The sequence below is a fragment of the Streptomyces sp. SID14436 genome, assembly GCF_010548465.1.
Classification (GTDB): Bacteria; Actinomycetota; Actinomycetes; order Streptomycetales; family Streptomycetaceae; genus Streptomyces.
The window spans coordinates 1-15,574 of the sequence record NZ_JAAGMD010000793.1 but is presented as its reverse complement, the minus strand read 5'-3'; the positions used below and the strand labels follow the sequence as shown (position 1 = coordinate 15,574).

Genomic DNA, 15,574 nt, shown 5'->3' with positions numbered 1-15,574 from the left:
GCGTCCCCGGGCGGGCCCTGCGGCTCGGGGGGCGCCGGGCGCACGGGGCGGGCCGGCGGGGTGTCCAGGTCGGCGGTGGACGCCGACGCGGACCACTGCTCCCCGCGTGCGCCCGCGTCCATCGCCTCGTTGGCCAGCCGGTCGGCGTGCTTGTTGCGCTCGCGCGGGATCCACTCGTAGGTGACCCGCTCCCGCGGGAAGATCCGCGCCGCCTCGGCCGCCAGCGGCTTCATGTCGGGGTGCTTGATCTTCCAGCGGCCGGACATCTGCTCGACGACCAGCTTGGAGTCCATCCGGACGCGGACCACGGCCTCCGGGTCGAGGTCGCGGGCGGCGCGCAGGCCGGCCAGCAGGCCCCGGTACTCGGCGACGTTGTTGGTGGCGACGCCGATGTACTCGGCGGCCTCCGCCAGGGTCTCCCCCGTCGCCGCGTCGCTCACCACGGCCCCGTACCCGGCGGGCCCGGGGTTGCCCCGCGACCCGCCGTCCGCCTCGACGATGAACTCCCGCACCGGTGAAGCCCCTTACAGACCCGACTCGGCGGTGCGCACCAGGATGCGGCGGCAGTTCTCGCAGCGCACGACGGTGTCGGGGGCGGCCGCGCGGATCTCGTTCAGCTCGGTGATGGCGAGCTCCTGGCGGCAGCCCTGGCAGGAGCGGGCGTACAGCTTCGCCGCACCGATGCCGCCCTGCTGCTCGCGCAGCTTGTCGTACAGCTTGAGCAGGTCGGCGGGCACGGCCGCGGCGATGACCTCGCGCTCCTTGGTGGCCGTGGCGACCTCGCCGTCGATCTGCTCGAACGCCGCGTCCCGGCGGGCGGTGGCGTCGTCGATCTTCGCCTGGACGGAGGCGACCCGCTCGGTCAGTTCGCCGGCCCGCTCCTGCGCGGACTCGCGGCGCTCCATGACCTCCAGGACGACGTCCTCGAGGTCGCCCTGCCGCTTGGCGAGGGAGGCGATCTCGCGCTGGAGGTTCTCCAGGTCCTTGGGCGAGGAGACGACACCGGAGTCGAGGCGCTTCTGGTCGCGGGCGGCTCGCTGGCGCACCTGGTCCACGTCCTGCTCGGCCTTGGTCTGCTCGCGGGCGCAGTCGCTCTCCTCGGTCTGCGCGGCCACCAGCAGGTCGCGCAGCTGGGTGAGGTCCTTGGTCAGCGACTCGATCTCGGCGTGCTCGGGGAGCGACTTCCGCTTGTGCGCCAGCTGCTGGAGGCGGACGTCGAGGTCCTGGACGTCGAGGAGTCGGATCTGGTCGGCGGGCGCGGCGTTCAGTTGGGGGCTCCAGGTGAATCGGGCTCGGAGGGGGCGCTCGGGGCGTTCCCGGGAGGGGCGGTGGTGGACGACGACGGGCGGGCGGACGCCGCGTGGGCGGTCCAGGGGTCCGTGACCGTCCTGGAGACGTGGACCCTGAGGCCCCAGCCGTGGCGGTCGGAGATCTCGTCGAGCTGGGCGGCCGCCAGCTCGCACCAGGGCCACTCGGTGGCCCAGTGGGCCGCGTCGAGCAGCGCGAGCGGGTGCTGCGCGCGGGCCTCGGACGCCGGGTGGTGGCGCAGGTCCGCGGTGAGGAAGGCGTCCACGCCGGCGGCGCGTACGTGGTCGAAGAGGCTGTCGCCGGAGCCGCCGCTGACGGCGACCCTGCGCACCGGCGCCCCGGGGTCTCCGGCGACCCGGATGCCCTGGGCGGTGGCGGGCAGCCGCGCGGCGGCGCGGTCGGCGAGTTCGCGGACGGTGAGCGGCTGGTCGGTCTCGCACACCCGGCCCAGGCCGCGACGGCCCTCGGGGTCGGTGGGGTCCGGGACGAGCGGGCCGACGACGCGCAGGTCCAGCGCTCCGGCCAGGGCGTCGCTGACGCCGGGGTCGGCCGTGTCGGCGTTGGTGTGGGCGACGTGCAGCGCGATGTCGTTCTTGATCAGCGTGTGCACCACGCGGCCCTTGAAGGTGGAGGCCGCGACCGTGGTCGTCCCGCGCAGGTAGAGCGGGTGGTGGGTGACCAGCAGGTCGGCGCCCAGCTTCACCGCCTCGTCGACGATCTCCTGGACGGGGTCGACGGCGAACAGGACCCGGGAGACCTCCTGGCCGGGGTCGCCCACGACGGTGCCGACCGCGTCCCAGGACTCGGCCCGCTCGGCGGGCCACAGGTTCTCCAGCGCGGTGATGACTTCAGACAGACGGGGCACGCAGCACAGGCTACCTGGCTGTTCGGCGCCACCGTAACGGGATGTTCGGCGCCGCCCGCGGCCGGATGTTCCGCTCCGTGGTGGCGGGGCGCAGCCCTCGGTGGTGGCGGGGCGCAGCCCTCGGTGGTGGCGGGGCGCAGCCCTCGGTGGTGGCGGGGCGGCACGCCCCCGGTTCACCCTGTTTCGCCCCGGATTGCACCGGCCGGCCCCGGCCCGCCTCAGCCCGCACCGGGCCACACCGACCCGCCCCGGCACGCCGGGAGCACGCCGGGAGCGCGCCCGGAGCACATACACCCCTGCTCCCTCAGGCGAATCGTTCCTGGAGCACCCTTATGTGTGAAGCGGAGTCCCGCCTGTCCCCCGCCCGTGCGTGCGAAAACTACGTTCGTCGCCGGAGGTGACCGAACCATGACGGCCTGTGCGATCGAACCCTCGACCGGTCACGACGACGGGGCCGGGCCGGCGCCGGCCTGCGCGATCGCGGCGGACGGTTCCTACGCCGCGCGTCTGGCGCCCGCCGACGGCTCCCCCGTCCCGGAGCGGTGGACCCTGGACGGGCCCGAGCCCTACGCGGTGCCGCTGCCGGGCGACCGGCCCGAGGAGCCGGGCACCGAGGTGCAGCCGATGGGCGACGGGCGGGTGCTGATCCACCGGCCGGTGGCCGGACGGCACACCTTCTTCCTGCTCTACCCCACCGGCCCCGGCACCGGCGAGCTGCCGCTGGGCGCCGTCGAGTGCCCCGACGCCGACACGCGCCTGCGGCTGCTGCCGCCCGCGCCCGGCGGGGAACGGGCGTACGCGCTGGCGGTGGGACGGCGGACGTCCACGGTGTGGCTGGTGGCGGGCGGCGCCTTCGGACCGGAACGCGTGGCCGAGCTGCCCGGCCGCTGCTCGGGCGGGGTGTGGCTGGACCGCGCGGGCCGGATGCTGGCGCTGGACCGGGAGACCGGCGGGCGCACCAAGGCGGTCGTGGTGGACCTGGAGCGCGACGGCGAGGTGTCGCCGCTGCTGCAGATCGCGGCCGAGAGCGACGACCGGGTGCTGCTCGCCGACCCGGACAGCGGACTGCTGCTGCTCCGCTCCGACGCGCCCTCGCCGGGCAGTCCCCGGCTGGGCTGGGGTGTGCTGGGCAGCACGCTGCCGGTGCGGTTCCCGGAGTGCCTGCGGGTGCCGGACTGTGTGGTGACGCCGTTCGCGATCCAGCCGGGGCAGGTGCTCACCCCGGAGGGCTGTGCGGTGGCGCTGCGCCTGGACGGCCCGTTCGGCAGCTGGGTGGGTGTGTGGCGGCCCGCCGAGCGGCAGGTGCGTCATCTCCCGGCACCGGAGGGGTGGCTGACCGGCACCGGCTGGTGGACGGAGGACGGGGTGCTGGGCCTGCCGTACGCCACGCGGGACGTCCCCTGCGGGGTGGCGCGGGTACCGGCCCCGGCGCCGGAGGACCGGGCCGGGCGGGACGGCGGCGACGTCTCGGACACCGCGTCGGACACCGCGTCGGACGCCACCCCCGGCACGGACGCCGAGGCGGACTCCGGGGACTTCGCGGGCGGCTCGGGCCGCCCCGCGCCGCCCGCCGGGGTGCCGTCCGCGCCGAGGCCCGTTCCGCTCCAACAGGCCCCGCTGGCACGGCTTGTAACGAAGTAGTGGCGGTCGGCGTGGCCGTCTGGATCAGGGGGGCCGGGCGCCGGTTAAACTCGCCCGGCTGTAGGAAAGTTCAGTTTTACGGGGTGAATTCTTCTCGATGAACGACGCCATGACGCACCAGGCGCCGACCGCCGACGGCGGGCAGGTCGCCCCCGGCCGGGGCAAGCACCGCGGACCGGTTTCCACCCAGGACGGCGAGACCGCTCCGCGCGGACGTCACCGCAGGCCGGTGGAGGAGCAGGAGCACGCCGAGTCGGCCGCCTGAGGCACCGCACCGGCACGCAGTACCGGGAATCGGCCCCGCCCGTCACGCGACGGGCGGGGCCGGTCCGTGTTCAGGCGCCGCGTCGCAGACCCAGCACCTCGACCGCGGCGAACGTCTCACCCGGCGGACGCCCGGCGTAGCGCGGGGTGAGCAGGGCGTCCAGTTCCTCGTACGTGAAGGTGCCCTGTCCGCTGTCGAACCGGGCGGCGACGCGCGGCCGTTCGACGAGGGCGACCAAGCCGCCGTGCACCACGAGGAGCTGCCCGTTGACGCGCCCGGCGGCCGGTGACGCCAAGTAGCCGACGAGCGGGGCGACATGCTCGGGTGCCGGCGGGTCCCGTCTCCTGCAGTACGGCTGCGCGCATGGCACGGCTCCCCTCGGCGGTGGATCGGTCGGGTGGGGTGGTGCGGGGGCGGGTCGGGTGAGTCCGGAGCGTCGCGGGTGGGGGTGGGGGTGGGGATACGGGCGGGTCGGCCGGCCGTCCCTCGCCACGCTTCACCTGTGGCCGACGACGGTGTCTGCGAGCACGGGGGCGTCGTCCCGTTCCAATGCGCTCACGGCGACGCGGACCTCAGCGGCCGCCACCTCGCCGCCCCCGCCGCCCTCGCCGCCCCTCCCGCGCCACATGCGGATCCGCAGGGTCTCGCCCGGGTACACGACTCCGGCGAACCGGGTGGCGTAGGCGCGGACGCGGGTGACGTCGCCGTCGAGCAGCGTGTCGACGACGGCCTTGAGGGTGATGCCGTAGGTGCACAGGCCGTGCAGGATGGGCCGCTCGAATCCGGCCCGCTCGGCGAACCCCGGGTCGGCGTGCAGGGGGTTCCAGTCGCCGGACAGGCGGTAGAGCAGGGCCTGGTCCTCCCGCAGGGGGCGTTCCACGACCAGGTCCGGTTCCCCGGCGGGGGGTTCGCGCCGGGTGGAGGGACCCCGGTCGCCGCCCCAGCCGCCCTCCCCGCGTACGTAGATCTGCGCGTCGTTGGTCCACAACGGGCCGTCGGCGTCGGCCACTTCGGTGCGCATGACGAGGACGGCGGCCTTGCCCTTGTCGTACACGGCGGCGATCCTGCCGGTCGCGGTGGCGGTGCCCTCGACGGTCAGCGGGCGGTGCAGGGTGAGTGACTGCCCGCCGTGCAGCACCCGGGCGAGGTCGACCTCCACGCCCGGCATGGACAGCCCGCCGATCACGCCGGGCGACCCGGCGCCCGCGACGGTGGCGAAGCTGGGCAGGACGTGCAGCCGGGATTCGAGGGTGTAGCGCAGTTCGCGGGGGTCGGTGGCGGGCACGCCCGCGCCGATGCCGAGGTGGTAGAGCAGTACGTCCTTGGCGCCCCAGGAGATCTCGCCGGTCCGGGGCTGGGCGGCGAGCGCCTTGGCTGCGTCGATGGGCATGGGACTCCTGATCGCCGGGTCGAAGACCCCGGTACGACTGTCCGCACCGTCGGCCGCACCGGGGTCGTCACGGGCCGCGGAACCCGCCACTTCTAGAACGCGTTCCAGTGCGACGCTCCCCTGTATAGCCGAGCCTCCAGCTCATGGGAAGTCTCCTGACGGAGCGTCAGCCGAGGGAGTGCTCCCGCCGTCCGGCAGCCCGCCCCCGACGTCCCGGGGTCTCTCCGGCCGGTTGCGCCCTACGCTTCTGCCGTGGACGAGATGCCCCGGAATCACCGGCCCGCGAAGTCCGTCCGGGTTCTGCTGGCGGAGGACCCGCGAAGGGCACGCGGGGCGCTCGCCTTACTGCTCGGCATGGAACCGGACATCGAGGTCGTGGCCCAGGTGGGCGCGGGCGCCGGGATCGCGGACGCGGCGCTGGTCCACCGCCCGGACGTGGTCCTGCTCGACCTCGACCTGCCGGACGGCTCCTGCTGGACCGCCGCCGCCGAGCTGCGCCGCCAGGTCCCCGATTGCCGGGTCCTCGTCCTCGCCACGTCCGGCCGCCCCGGCCACCTGCGCCGCGCCCTGGACGCCGGTGCGGCCGGTTTCCTCGTCGAGGATGGCCCGGTGGACGACCTCGCCTCGGCGATCCGCCGGGTCCTCACGGGCGAGACGGTGATCGACCCGGCACTCGGGTCCGGGTAGGGGGCGGGAGGCCGCCGCGCGCCGTCAGTCCGCTCGCCGGAACAGACCCGCCCACAGGAAGTCCTTGCCGAAGACCGGCGCGCCCTCGGGCTCTTCGCGCATCCGGCGCAGTTCGACCTCCGTGAGGCTGGAGAAGATGTGGCGCAGCGACGTGTCCCTGTAGGCGAGCCCGCCCCGCAGACCGTCCCCGGTGTAGAAGGCCGCGTCGGGCAGTTCCGAGCCCATGCCCCCGGCGGCGAAGCAGGTGAGCGCGAACCGGCCGCCGGGCGCGAGGACGCGGTCCAGCAGCGTCAGGTAGGTGATCCGGCGGTGCGGCGGCAGGTGGTGGAAGCAGCCGGAGTCGTACACGAGGTCGTAGGGGCCGGTCAGTGCGGCCGCCTCGCTCCCGGGACCGGCAGGGCGGACACCGGTCAGGGTGAACACGTCCCCGTGGTGGAAGCGGAGACGGCTCGTCCGACCGGCGTCCTCCGCCCGTTCACGGGCCCAGGCGAGGGCTGTCGGGGAGAGGTCGACCGCGTCCACGTCGAAGCCGTGGGCCGCCAGGTACAGCGCGTTGCGGCCGGGTCCGCAGCCCAGTTCCAGCGCCCGACCGCCGGTGAGGAGCCCTCGCTCGACGTACGACACGAGGTTCGCGTCGGGTTTCGCCGCGAAGAACGGCACCGGGCGGGAGCGGTCGGCGTAAAAGTCGTCCCACCAGTCGGCACCCCGGTCCGTCCACCGGTCGGCCTCCGGTGCGAACAGTCCGTCCAGCAGGTCCAGTACGTCGTCGACGGTGCGTACGTTCCGGTCCATCCGGCCCCCTTCCAGGCCCGGTGATTGTACCGTTCCATCACGCATATTCGCAGGTCAGAGGGGGTGCACACGCCCAACGAGAGGGGCGTGGGCGGGCCGTTGCGGGGCTGCCGGCGGGGCTCGGGCGCCCGCCCTTGGCCCCGGCGGGAAAACGCCTCCCGGGCACCCTGGAGAGCCGTCACCGGGCCTCTCACGGCGGATCGGCCCACGGTTTTCCGGCCTGGCCCTCCCGAAAGTCCCTAGTGCTGGTCCGCCGTCCTCCGTGGCAGCCACAGCCACATCAGTACGGCACCGGCGACGAGGACCGCCGTGCCGGTGCGGAAGGCGAGGGCGTAGCCCTCCGTCAGGGCCTGCGGGCTGCTGCTGCCGCCCGTGCGGGAGGCGGCGATCGTCGACATGACCGCCAGGCCCAGGGAACCGCCCATCGTGCGGGAGGTGTTGATCATCCCGGAGACCAGCCCGGCCTCCTCGGGGGCGGCTCCGCCGGTGGCGACGGCGGCGAGCGGGGTCCCGGCGAGGCCCGCGCCCAGCATCATCAGGATGCCGGGGAACATGATCGCCGTCAGGTACGCCCCGTCGGCGGTCATCGTCGACTGCCAGGCGAAGCCGGCCACCGCCACGAGCGTGCCGAGCACGGCGACGTTGCGGGAGCCGAAGGCGTGCATCAGCCGGGGCGCCAGCTTGGAGCCGAGGACCACCGCGAGGGAGCTGGGCACCAGGGCGAACCCGGCCTCCAGCGGGGTGTAGCCGAGGACGTTCTGCGCGTACAGCGTCATGAAGAACCACATGCAGAACATCGCCGAGCCGGACAGGAACATCCCCACGTTCGCCGACGACACCGAGCGCAGCCGCAGCAGCCCCAGCGGCATCAGCGGCGCCCTGGTCCGTGCCTCCACCAGCAGGAAGAGGAGGATCAGCAGCACGCCGACGGTCAGCGGGACCAGGGTGGCCGTCGCGGACCACCCCTCGGCCTCGGTCTGCGAGATGCCGTAGGCCAGGGTGGCCAGGCCGCCGGTGACCAGGAGGGCTCCGGGCAGGTCGAGCCGGCGTCCGTCCCCGGCCCGGCTCTCCGCCAGCCACCCGACGGCACCGGCGAGCACCACCGCTCCGACCGGCACGTTGATCAGCAGGACCCAGCGCCAGGACAGCAGGTCCACCAGCACCCCGCCGACGAATCCGCCGGCCGCTCCGCCGCCGGCGCCGACGGCGGTCCAGGTGGCGATCGCCCGGGCCCGGGCGGCGCCCTCCGGTACGGCCTCGGTGACGATGGTCAGTGTGGACGGCGCGAGGACGGCCGCCCCGAGCCCCTGCACGGCCCGCGCCAGCAGCAGCTGCCAGCCCTCCTGGGCGAGCCCGCCGGCCAGCGAGGCCAGGGTGAACAGGCCGAGGCCGACCAGGAACATCCGCTTGCGTCCGAACAGGTCGCCCGCGCGTCCGCCGAGCAGCATGAATCCGGCGAAGGCGATGGCGTACGCGTTGACGACCCACTGCAGGCCCTGCTCGCTCAGGCCGAGGCCGGTCCGCATCGACGGCAGGGCCACGTTCACGACGGAGACGTCGAGCACGACGAGGAACTGTCCCGCACACGCCAGCGCCACCACCATCCACGCGGGAGGGGCGGTACGGCGGCGGCGGGGGGTTCCGGCGGGGGCTTCCTGGGCATCGAGCATGAGGGCCATGGTCTCAAGGGATGGTTGTCCGGTGCATCGGGATTTCGCCGGGCGGGGTCTCGGCCCGCGGACCTAGGCCCAGACCGGCGGGATCGGAACTGGCGGCCCCGGCTACCCGCCGGTACCCCCCGCCGCCCCGGCCCCCTCCCCGTAGGGCAGCATGGCGCCCGGAAGACAGCGAGACCCGAGTGAGCACCCGAGAGGACGCCGATGGCGCCGGCACCCGAGCCCGAGATCCTGGCCGCGTTCGAGGCGGCGAAGGGCTTCATGCCCGTGGACGAGGGCCTGGCCCTGTACGCCGCGGCGGTGGAGGCCGGGCGGCTGGGCCTGCCGCTGCTGGAGGTCGGCACCTACTGCGGGCGCTCCACGCTGCTCCTGGCGGACGCGGCCCGCGCGGCCGGGGTCGCCGCGCTGACCGTCGACCACCACCGCGGCAGCGAGGAACAGCAGCCCGGCTGGGACTACCACGACCCGGAGACCGTGGACCCGGAGCTGGGTGTGATGGACACGCTGCCCGCCTTCCGCCGGACGCTGCACCGGGCGGGCCTGGAGGAGCACGTGGTGGCCCTGGTGGGCCGCTCCCCGCAGATCGCGGCGCTCTGGAACACCCCGCTCGCCCTGGTGTTCGTCGACGGCGGTCACACCGACGAGCACGCCACCGCCGACTACGAGGGCTGGGCGCCGCACGTCGCCGAGGGCGGCCTTCTCGTCATCCACGACGTGTTCCCCGACCCGGCCGACGAGTTCACCGGCCAGGCCCCCTACCGCGTCTACCTGCGCGCCCTCGCCTCCGGCGCGTTCACGGAGGTCTCGGCGACGGACTCCCTGCGGGTGCTGCGCCGTACCGGGCCGGGCATCTGACGCGGACCGGACGTCACGCGGCCGGGGCGTGACGCGGCCGGGGCGTGAGGACACGGGTGGCCCGCCCTGTCGCACGGCGGCCGTCGCGTCGTCGGGTGATGAGCCCGTGGCGCCGTCCCGTGGCCGTTAGGGTGGCTCCGTGTCGTACACCGGTCCCGATTTCGATCCGCCCCCGCCGTCGAACTCCCGGCGGCGCCCCCTGACCGTGGCGGTCGCCGCGCTCGTGCCCGGGGCCCTGCTCGGGTGGGCCGTCTACGCGGCCGTGGGCGGTTCGGGCGACGACGGGGGCAACGGGGAGGCCGCGGCGCGGTCGACCGCGTCCGCTCCGGTGTCGTCGGCGGAGCCGTCCCCGTCCGGGGCCTCCGCGTCGGGCTCCGAGGGTCCGGACGACGGGACGCCGAGCGCCTCCGCGAGTGCCTCCTCCTCGGCCCCGGCGTCGGCGCCGGCCGGGTCGGGGGCGCTGAAGGGGAAGGTCGTCGTGATCGACCCGGGGCACAACCCCGGCAACTTCCAGCACACGGCCGAGATCAACCGCCAGGTGGACATCGGGACGAACCGCAAGGAGTGCGACACCACCGGCACCGCCACCAACGACGGTTACGCCGAGGCGAAGTTCACCCTCGACCTGGCCCACCGGATGCGCGCGCTGCTCGAGGAGCAGGGGGCGAAGGTGAAGCTGACGCAGGACGCCGACCGGCCGTTCGGGCCGTGTGTGGACGAGCGGGCGCGGATCGGCAACGAGGCGAAGGCCGACGCGGTCGTGTCGCTGCACGCGGACGGCGCGGGCGCCGGACAGCGCGGTTTCCACGTCATCCTGCCGGGCGCCGTGCGGGCCGGTGAGGCCGACACCCGCGCCATCGTGGAGCCTTCGCGGGAACTCGGGGAGCGCATCGCGGGCAACTTCGTCCGCGTCACGGGCAACGCCCCGTCCAACTACGTCGGCGACGGTACCGGTCTCGTCACGCGGAAGGACCTGGGCGGTCTCAATCTGTCAACAGTTCCCAAGGTGTTCGTCGAGTGCGGCAACATGCGCGATAGCAAGGACGCGGCGCTGCTGACCAGTGGCGCCTGGCGGCAGAAAGCGGCGCGGGGGATCTCTGAGGGAATCGTGAGTTTCCTGCGCGGGTAGAGGTCGGCGCGCCGATCCGGGCGGACAGCCCCAGCGCGTGGACGGTAGTGTCCTCCTACGATGAGGGGTCACCCCCGCGCTTCACACCGGAGCCTGAGGGCGACAAGGTGAACAGCGACGCCTCTTCCGACGACGAGACGACCTACGAAGGACCTGAAGTGAATATCCGCTCCCTCACTCGAGGCGACGGCGTGGTGATCGGAGCAGCGGTATTGCTGTTCATCGCGTCTTTCCTCGACACGTTCGGCGGCGACGGCGACGACATCCCCAACGCCTGGGACAACCTCGGCCTGGTGATGAGCATGTACATCGCCGGTATCGCCGGTGCGGCTCTCATCGTCGTGTCCCGCGCGCTGCCCCAGCCGCCCAAGGTCGCCGGTCTCGACCTCGGCCAGTTCGGTGTGGCCCTGACGATCTTCGCCGCGTGGACGTCCTTCTGGACGATCATCGACCCGATGGGGGCGTTCGACAACCTCTTCTCCGGGCTCGGCAGCCGGGAGCCGGACACCGGTGCCGGTCTCATCCTCGGTCTGATCGCGGCGCTGCTGCTGGCCGCCGCGGCGGTCGCCACCCCGCTGGTGCCCGCCCTGAAGGGTGCGCTCGTCCCGGCCGCGCGTCCCGCGGCCCCGCAGCCCTACGGTGCGCAGCCGCCCGGCGGTTACGGCTACCCGGGTGCGCCGCAGCAGGCGTCCTTCGGTGGTCAGCCGCAGCCGGGCCAGCCCGGTCAGCAGCCCTTCCCGGGCCAGCCGCAGGGGCAGCCGGCCGCTCCGGCCGCCGGTGACTTCTCGCCGTTCTGGTTCGCCGTGCCGGTGGCCCGGCCGCTGTTCGCGGAGGACGGTTCGCCGTCCCCGATCGCCGAACTCGCGCCCGGCACCTGGTACCTCGCGGTCGAGCAGCGCGGTCAGGCGCTCGTCGCCCAGACGCAGGACGGCCGTCGCGGCGTCCTCCAGGACACCTCGGGGATCCAGCGCGGCTGACAGGCCCGCCCGCTGCGCGTCACGGCCCCTCGCCCTTCCGGGCGGGGGGCCGTTGCCGTGCAGTCGACGCCCCGCTCAAGCCCGGCACGGCCCGGCACGGACCAACACCGGCGCCGGGTACGTGGCTGACACAGCCTCTGGAGGCGGGCGTGCGGCCGGGTCGGTGGTCCCGACCCGCGCCCCGCGCCCGGCGCCCCGCCCCGGCCGTCCGGTCAGCGCACGCGGAACACGCCGTGCGCGCCGCGTTCCGCGTCCGTCATCACGTGGGTGACGAACGGGTACGTCCCCGCCTCGGGGAAGGTCAGCTCGACGAACCCTCCGGCAGCCGGCGGCAGGTCGAGCACCTGCGCGCCGCCGCGTTCGGCGCCTCCGGGGCGCAGGGCGTAGGCGCCCTCCCGGAAGACGGTGTCGAACTGCCCGCCCACGACGTGGAAGGCGCTGGGCCGGTCGGGCCCCGCGCTCAGCACCCACACCCGGACGCGTTCACCGGCGCGGGCGGTCAGCGGGTCGTGGTCGTACTGGTTCGCGTAGCCGTTGAAGGCGACCATGTCGGGCCGCCCGGCGCGGATCTTGTCCGGGTCGGCCGTGGCGTTCTGCGCGCCGAGGTAGAACTCGGACTGCACGAGGACGTATTCGCGGTCGGCCTCCGGCAGGCCGGGCGGGTCGATGATCACCGCGCCGAACATGCCGTTGGCGATGTGCAGCGACATCGGCATGGTGGCGCAGTGGTACATCCAGATGCCGCTGCGGGTCGCCGTGAAGCGGTAGGTGAGCGACCGGCCCGGCTGGAGGGTGCGCATCGGCCGGTCCGGGGCCAGCGCGCCGGCGTGGAAGTCGACGGAGTGGCCGATGGTGCCGTCGTTGACGAGGGTGATCTCGAAGGTGTCGCCGACCCGGCCGCGCAGGACCGGGCCGGGCGCGGTGCCGCCGAAGGTCCACAGCTTCTGCCGTACGCCGGGGGCCACTTCGGTGACCGCCTCCGTGACGGTGAGGGTCCGCCGGTGCAGCCGGGGGCCGGACGGCGCGGTGGCGGGCGGGAGTTGGGCGTCGCGGGCGGTGAAGCCGGGGGCGGGTTCGGCCATCGGGTCGAAGGCCTCCGCGGCGGAGCCGCCGTCGCGGGTGTCCCCGGAACCGCCGTCGGTGGCCCCGGTGCCGGCTGCGCTGCCGTGGTCGTGCGCGGTGCTCCGGTCGGGCCGCTCACCGGTGACGCGGATCGCGAGGACCATGCCCATCTGGCGGTGGCCGACGACCGAGCACCAGCCGGAGAGGTCGCGGCCGACGACCCCGGCGTCCAGGGTGTCCCGTCCGCCGGGGCGGAGCCGGTCGGTGCGCGCGCCGGTCTCCAGCACCAGGTCGTGGGTGTCGGTGCCGGTGTTGTGCAGCCGGATCACCAGGCGGTCCCCGGCGGGCACGTCGATCGTGGCGGGTGAGAACCGCATGCCGCGCACGGTCACGTCGGCCGTGGTGGTGCGGCCGGTGGGCCGCACCTCGCCGGTGCCGTCGGCCGTCGTGGCGGCGGACCCGGCCACCACCGGCAGGGACCGCACGTCCATCGCGCCGCCGCCCGCGACCCCCAGCATCACCACCGCGAGCCCGGCCGCGACGCCCCCGAGCACCCGGTGCGGAGGCCCGGGAGAACCGACAGGTCCGGGAGGACCGGGAGGACCGGGAGGACCGGGAGGACCGGGAGGACCGGGAGGACCGGGAGGACCGGGAGGACCGGGAGGACCGGAAGACCCGGAAGGCGCATGGCCGGCCGCCTGCCCGGCGGTCGGGCCGGCGGTCGGGCCGGCATCCTGCCCGGCGGTCGGGCCGGTGCGCCGGGTCCGCAGGGCACGGGCGACGGTGTGGACGAGCAGGGCGAGGAAGTGCAGGAGGACGAGCAGCAGCAGGGACGAGCAGACCACCCGGACCATGGACGGCACGGGCAGGACGCAGAGCAGCAGCGCCGTGTTGGTGACGGTCAGCCGGGCCGGCCAGGCCCGTTCGAGTCCGGCGGTGGCGGTGCGTACCGCGGCCGGGCCGCCGCCCAGGACGACCGGGACGAGGAAGCTGAGCGCACCGACCAGGACCTGGGCGATCCAGCCGGCCGCGAGGGGCGCGGTGAGCTGGGAGACGCGGGCGGCGGCCGTCGTCCACGAGGTGGTGGACAGCAGGATGCCGGTCAGGGCCACCAGGGACCCGGTCAGCCAGAGCACGCCCGCGGCCACCGACCAGGCCGCGAAGGAGCGCGGCGGCTTCGTGCGGGCCTCACGCAGCCAGGGCGTGCCCGCGATGACGAGTCCGGCGGTGTGGACGGCCACACCGGCGGCGGCCGCCGGCGGCGGTGCGAGCAGGGCGGCGGCCACGGCCAGGAGGAGGCCGGCGACCAGGACGGGAAGCGCGCGCCGGGCCGCGCGTTCGGCGCCGTCGGCGACCCGGGTGCGCAGCATGGTCGGCCACAGGGTGATGAGCGTGCCGGCCACGGTGAGGCCGATCCAGCCGAGCAGGTTGACCATCTCGTGGGCGAGCAGGGCCCGTTCGGGGAGGTCCCCGGCGAGGTCACCGCGCGCCATGAGGATCCCGAGCGCGGCGCCGGCCGGCAGCAGGGCCGCGGCGGCGACGTAGTAGCGCACCGTCATGGTGAAGCGGCCCGGCAGGGCCCGCCGCAGCAGCCGGACCAGCCAGGCGGCGTGGGCGGTGACCGCGCCCGCGACCAGGCTCCCGCCGGCGAGGACGACGGGCCAGTGTCCCGCGAGCAGCCCGGCGATCACGCCCACGGCACCGGCGTTCAGGCAGGCCAGCCGCAGTGCGGCGGGCGCGCCCCGGTTGGCCTCGGGCAGCCGCAGAACGCTGGCGGCGAAGTGCCCGGACCAGATCACGACGGCGTTGCTGACGGCCCCGAGCAGCAGCAGGTGGACGAGCAGCCAGCGGGCGTGCGGCACGAAGTGGTGGGCGGCTCCCACCACGGCGAACAGGGTGAGCCATCCGACGACGATCGCGTTCACCCCGAGGTGCCAGAGGGCGCGCGGGGACCGTCCGGGCGGCCGCGGCACCGGTCCGTCCGGCCGGGACGGGGACAGGCCGATGGTCACGTCCGTCACGCCCTCGGCCGGTCGGAACCGGTGTCGGCCGGGGAGCGGGGCGGGGCCGGCTGCTTCCCGGCGGCCCTCCGCGCGGCGGTCGCCGATGCCGCGGCGGCGGTCACGACGAACAGCAGGACCGCGGCGATGTTGAGCACGCCCCCCGTCCGCCAGGCCGCCTCGTTGTCGCGGAGGTCGCCGACGCACACCCGCAGGACCAGGGAGAGGTGCAGCAGCCAGGCGGCCGCCGCCATGCCGGGGCGGTACGGCAGGGGGCGGCGCAGGACCGCGGGCAGGATCGTCGGCGCGTGCGCCATGATCATCGACATCACGAAGCCGAGGAAGACGGCGTGCACCACGGCGTCGTAGCGGGTGCCGTCGGTGACCGGCCCCGTGACCAGCCACAGGCCGCCGGCGAGCCCCAGCCAGCCGTACCCGGCCAGCAGGCACCCGGCGGTGAAGCGGGGCAGTCCGGTGGAGCGCAGGAGCCGGCGCGCCACGTCGTGCACGAGGAGCCACCCGACGAGGACGAGGAGGGCGGCGCCGAGCACCAGGGTGCCCGCCAGGGGCCACATCAGGGTGGTGACGACCCCGACGGCCACGGTCGCGACGCAGGCCAGGAAGGTCGGTTCGGCGGACGGGGCGAGGGTGGCGACGCGGGCGAGTTCCAGGCGCTCCCCGGCGATGGTCAGCACGAGGAAGGCGACCAGCCACGGCAGCAGGCGCGGCACGTCCAGGCCGCCCAGCCACAGCAGGGCCCCGCCCAGCGCGCAGACGGCGCCCGCGGCCTGGGCGAGCAGGGCCGTGCTCGGTTGCCGGCGCCAGAAGCGCACGTACAGCGCGGTCAGCGCGGCGCATCCGGCGACGAGCAGCAGCCGGGGCAGGGCCGGGTCGGCGGGCGTGAGCAGCAGCAGGCCGCCCGCGCCG

General features: G+C 74.9%; 13 protein-coding genes and 2 pseudogenes. 6 read left to right on the top strand and 9 right to left on the bottom strand.

Annotated elements, in window-relative coordinates; all coding sequences use genetic code 11:
- The 3 genes from G3I53_RS28915 to G3I53_RS28905 form a co-directional block, all read right to left on the bottom strand.
- On the bottom strand, positions 1 to 512 hold a 512-nt coding region (locus tag G3I53_RS28915), incomplete at its 3' end, for a reverse transcriptase-like protein (RefSeq protein ID WP_164438932.1).
- Between the two features lie 12 nt (positions 513 to 524).
- Positions 525 to 1,268, bottom strand: a complete 744-nt coding sequence (locus G3I53_RS28910; protein WP_164337744.1) for a C4-type zinc ribbon domain-containing protein — start codon at positions 1,266 to 1,268, stop codon at positions 525 to 527.
- The gene (locus tag G3I53_RS28905) at positions 1,265 to 2,173 is read right to left on the bottom strand and encodes a Nif3-like dinuclear metal center hexameric protein (protein ID WP_164345350.1); all 909 of its coding nucleotides are present in this window, start codon (positions 2,171 to 2,173) and stop codon (positions 1,265 to 1,267) included. The genes G3I53_RS28910 and G3I53_RS28905 overlap by 4 nt, the downstream gene beginning before the upstream one ends.
- Positions 2,174 to 2,581: 408 nt before the next feature.
- Between G3I53_RS28905 and G3I53_RS28900 the strand changes: the two genes are divergently transcribed.
- Both G3I53_RS28900 and G3I53_RS33490 read left to right on the top strand, forming a co-directional pair.
- Positions 2,582 to 3,814, top strand: a complete 1,233-nt coding sequence (locus G3I53_RS28900; protein WP_164438931.1) for a hypothetical protein — start codon at positions 2,582 to 2,584, stop codon at positions 3,812 to 3,814.
- 97 nt (positions 3,815 to 3,911) lie between these two features.
- Positions 3,912 to 4,079, top strand: a complete 168-nt coding sequence (locus G3I53_RS33490; protein ID WP_192235022.1) for a hypothetical protein — start codon at positions 3,912 to 3,914, stop codon at positions 4,077 to 4,079.
- Between the two features lie 70 nt (positions 4,080 to 4,149).
- Here the strand turns inward: G3I53_RS33490 and G3I53_RS28895 are convergent.
- A pseudogene (locus tag G3I53_RS28895) lies at positions 4,150 to 4,416 on the bottom strand (short chain dehydrogenase); the annotation flags it as partial.
- Between the two features lie 159 nt (positions 4,417 to 4,575).
- On the bottom strand, positions 4,576 to 5,469 hold the full coding sequence (locus tag G3I53_RS28890; RefSeq protein WP_164338062.1) for a MaoC/PaaZ C-terminal domain-containing protein: 894 nt from the start codon (positions 5,467 to 5,469) through the stop codon (positions 4,576 to 4,578).
- Positions 5,470 to 5,730: 261 nt separating this feature from the next.
- On the opposite strand from G3I53_RS28890, the pseudogene G3I53_RS28885 reads away from it, so the two are divergent.
- Positions 5,731 to 6,144 (top strand): annotated as a pseudogene (locus G3I53_RS28885) (response regulator); the annotation flags it as partial.
- 36 nt (positions 6,145 to 6,180) lie between these two features.
- Here G3I53_RS28885 and G3I53_RS28880 read toward each other — a convergent pair.
- Together G3I53_RS28880 and G3I53_RS28875 are read right to left on the bottom strand one after the other, a co-directional pair.
- Positions 6,181 to 6,948, bottom strand: coding sequence for a class I SAM-dependent methyltransferase (locus G3I53_RS28880; RefSeq protein WP_164338063.1), 768 nt, complete (start codon positions 6,946 to 6,948; stop codon positions 6,181 to 6,183).
- Positions 6,949 to 7,187: 239 nt separating this feature from the next.
- Positions 7,188 to 8,618 (bottom strand): MFS transporter, encoded by a 1,431-nt coding sequence (locus G3I53_RS28875; protein ID WP_239064174.1) that lies wholly within the window; start codon positions 8,616 to 8,618, stop codon positions 7,188 to 7,190.
- A gap of 210 nt (positions 8,619 to 8,828) precedes the next feature.
- Between G3I53_RS28875 and G3I53_RS28870 the strand changes: the two genes are divergently transcribed.
- From G3I53_RS28870 to G3I53_RS28860, 3 genes are all read left to right on the top strand, one after another.
- The gene (locus G3I53_RS28870) at positions 8,829 to 9,479 is read left to right on the top strand and encodes a class I SAM-dependent methyltransferase (RefSeq protein ID WP_164338065.1); all 651 of its coding nucleotides are present in this window, start codon (positions 8,829 to 8,831) and stop codon (positions 9,477 to 9,479) included.
- Positions 9,480 to 9,618: 139 nt separating this feature from the next.
- On the top strand, positions 9,619 to 10,608 hold the full coding sequence (locus G3I53_RS28865) for an N-acetylmuramoyl-L-alanine amidase (protein ID WP_164338066.1): 990 nt from the start codon (positions 9,619 to 9,621) through the stop codon (positions 10,606 to 10,608).
- 158 nt (positions 10,609 to 10,766) lie between these two features.
- The gene (locus G3I53_RS28860) at positions 10,767 to 11,585 is read left to right on the top strand and encodes a DUF5336 domain-containing protein (RefSeq protein ID WP_164338067.1); all 819 of its coding nucleotides are present in this window, start codon (positions 10,767 to 10,769) and stop codon (positions 11,583 to 11,585) included.
- 212 nt (positions 11,586 to 11,797) lie between these two features.
- On the opposite strand, the gene G3I53_RS34620 is transcribed toward G3I53_RS28860, so the two are convergent.
- Together G3I53_RS34620 and G3I53_RS28850 are read right to left on the bottom strand one after the other, a co-directional pair.
- Positions 11,798 to 14,668: a multicopper oxidase domain-containing protein gene (locus G3I53_RS34620; protein WP_203617502.1), complete on the bottom strand. Its 2,871-nt coding sequence runs from the start codon at positions 14,666 to 14,668 to the stop codon at positions 11,798 to 11,800.
- A partial coding sequence (locus G3I53_RS28850; protein ID WP_164438930.1) for a hypothetical protein occupies positions 14,665 to 15,574 on the bottom strand: 910 nt, incomplete at its 5' end. The genes G3I53_RS34620 and G3I53_RS28850, both read right to left, overlap by 4 nt.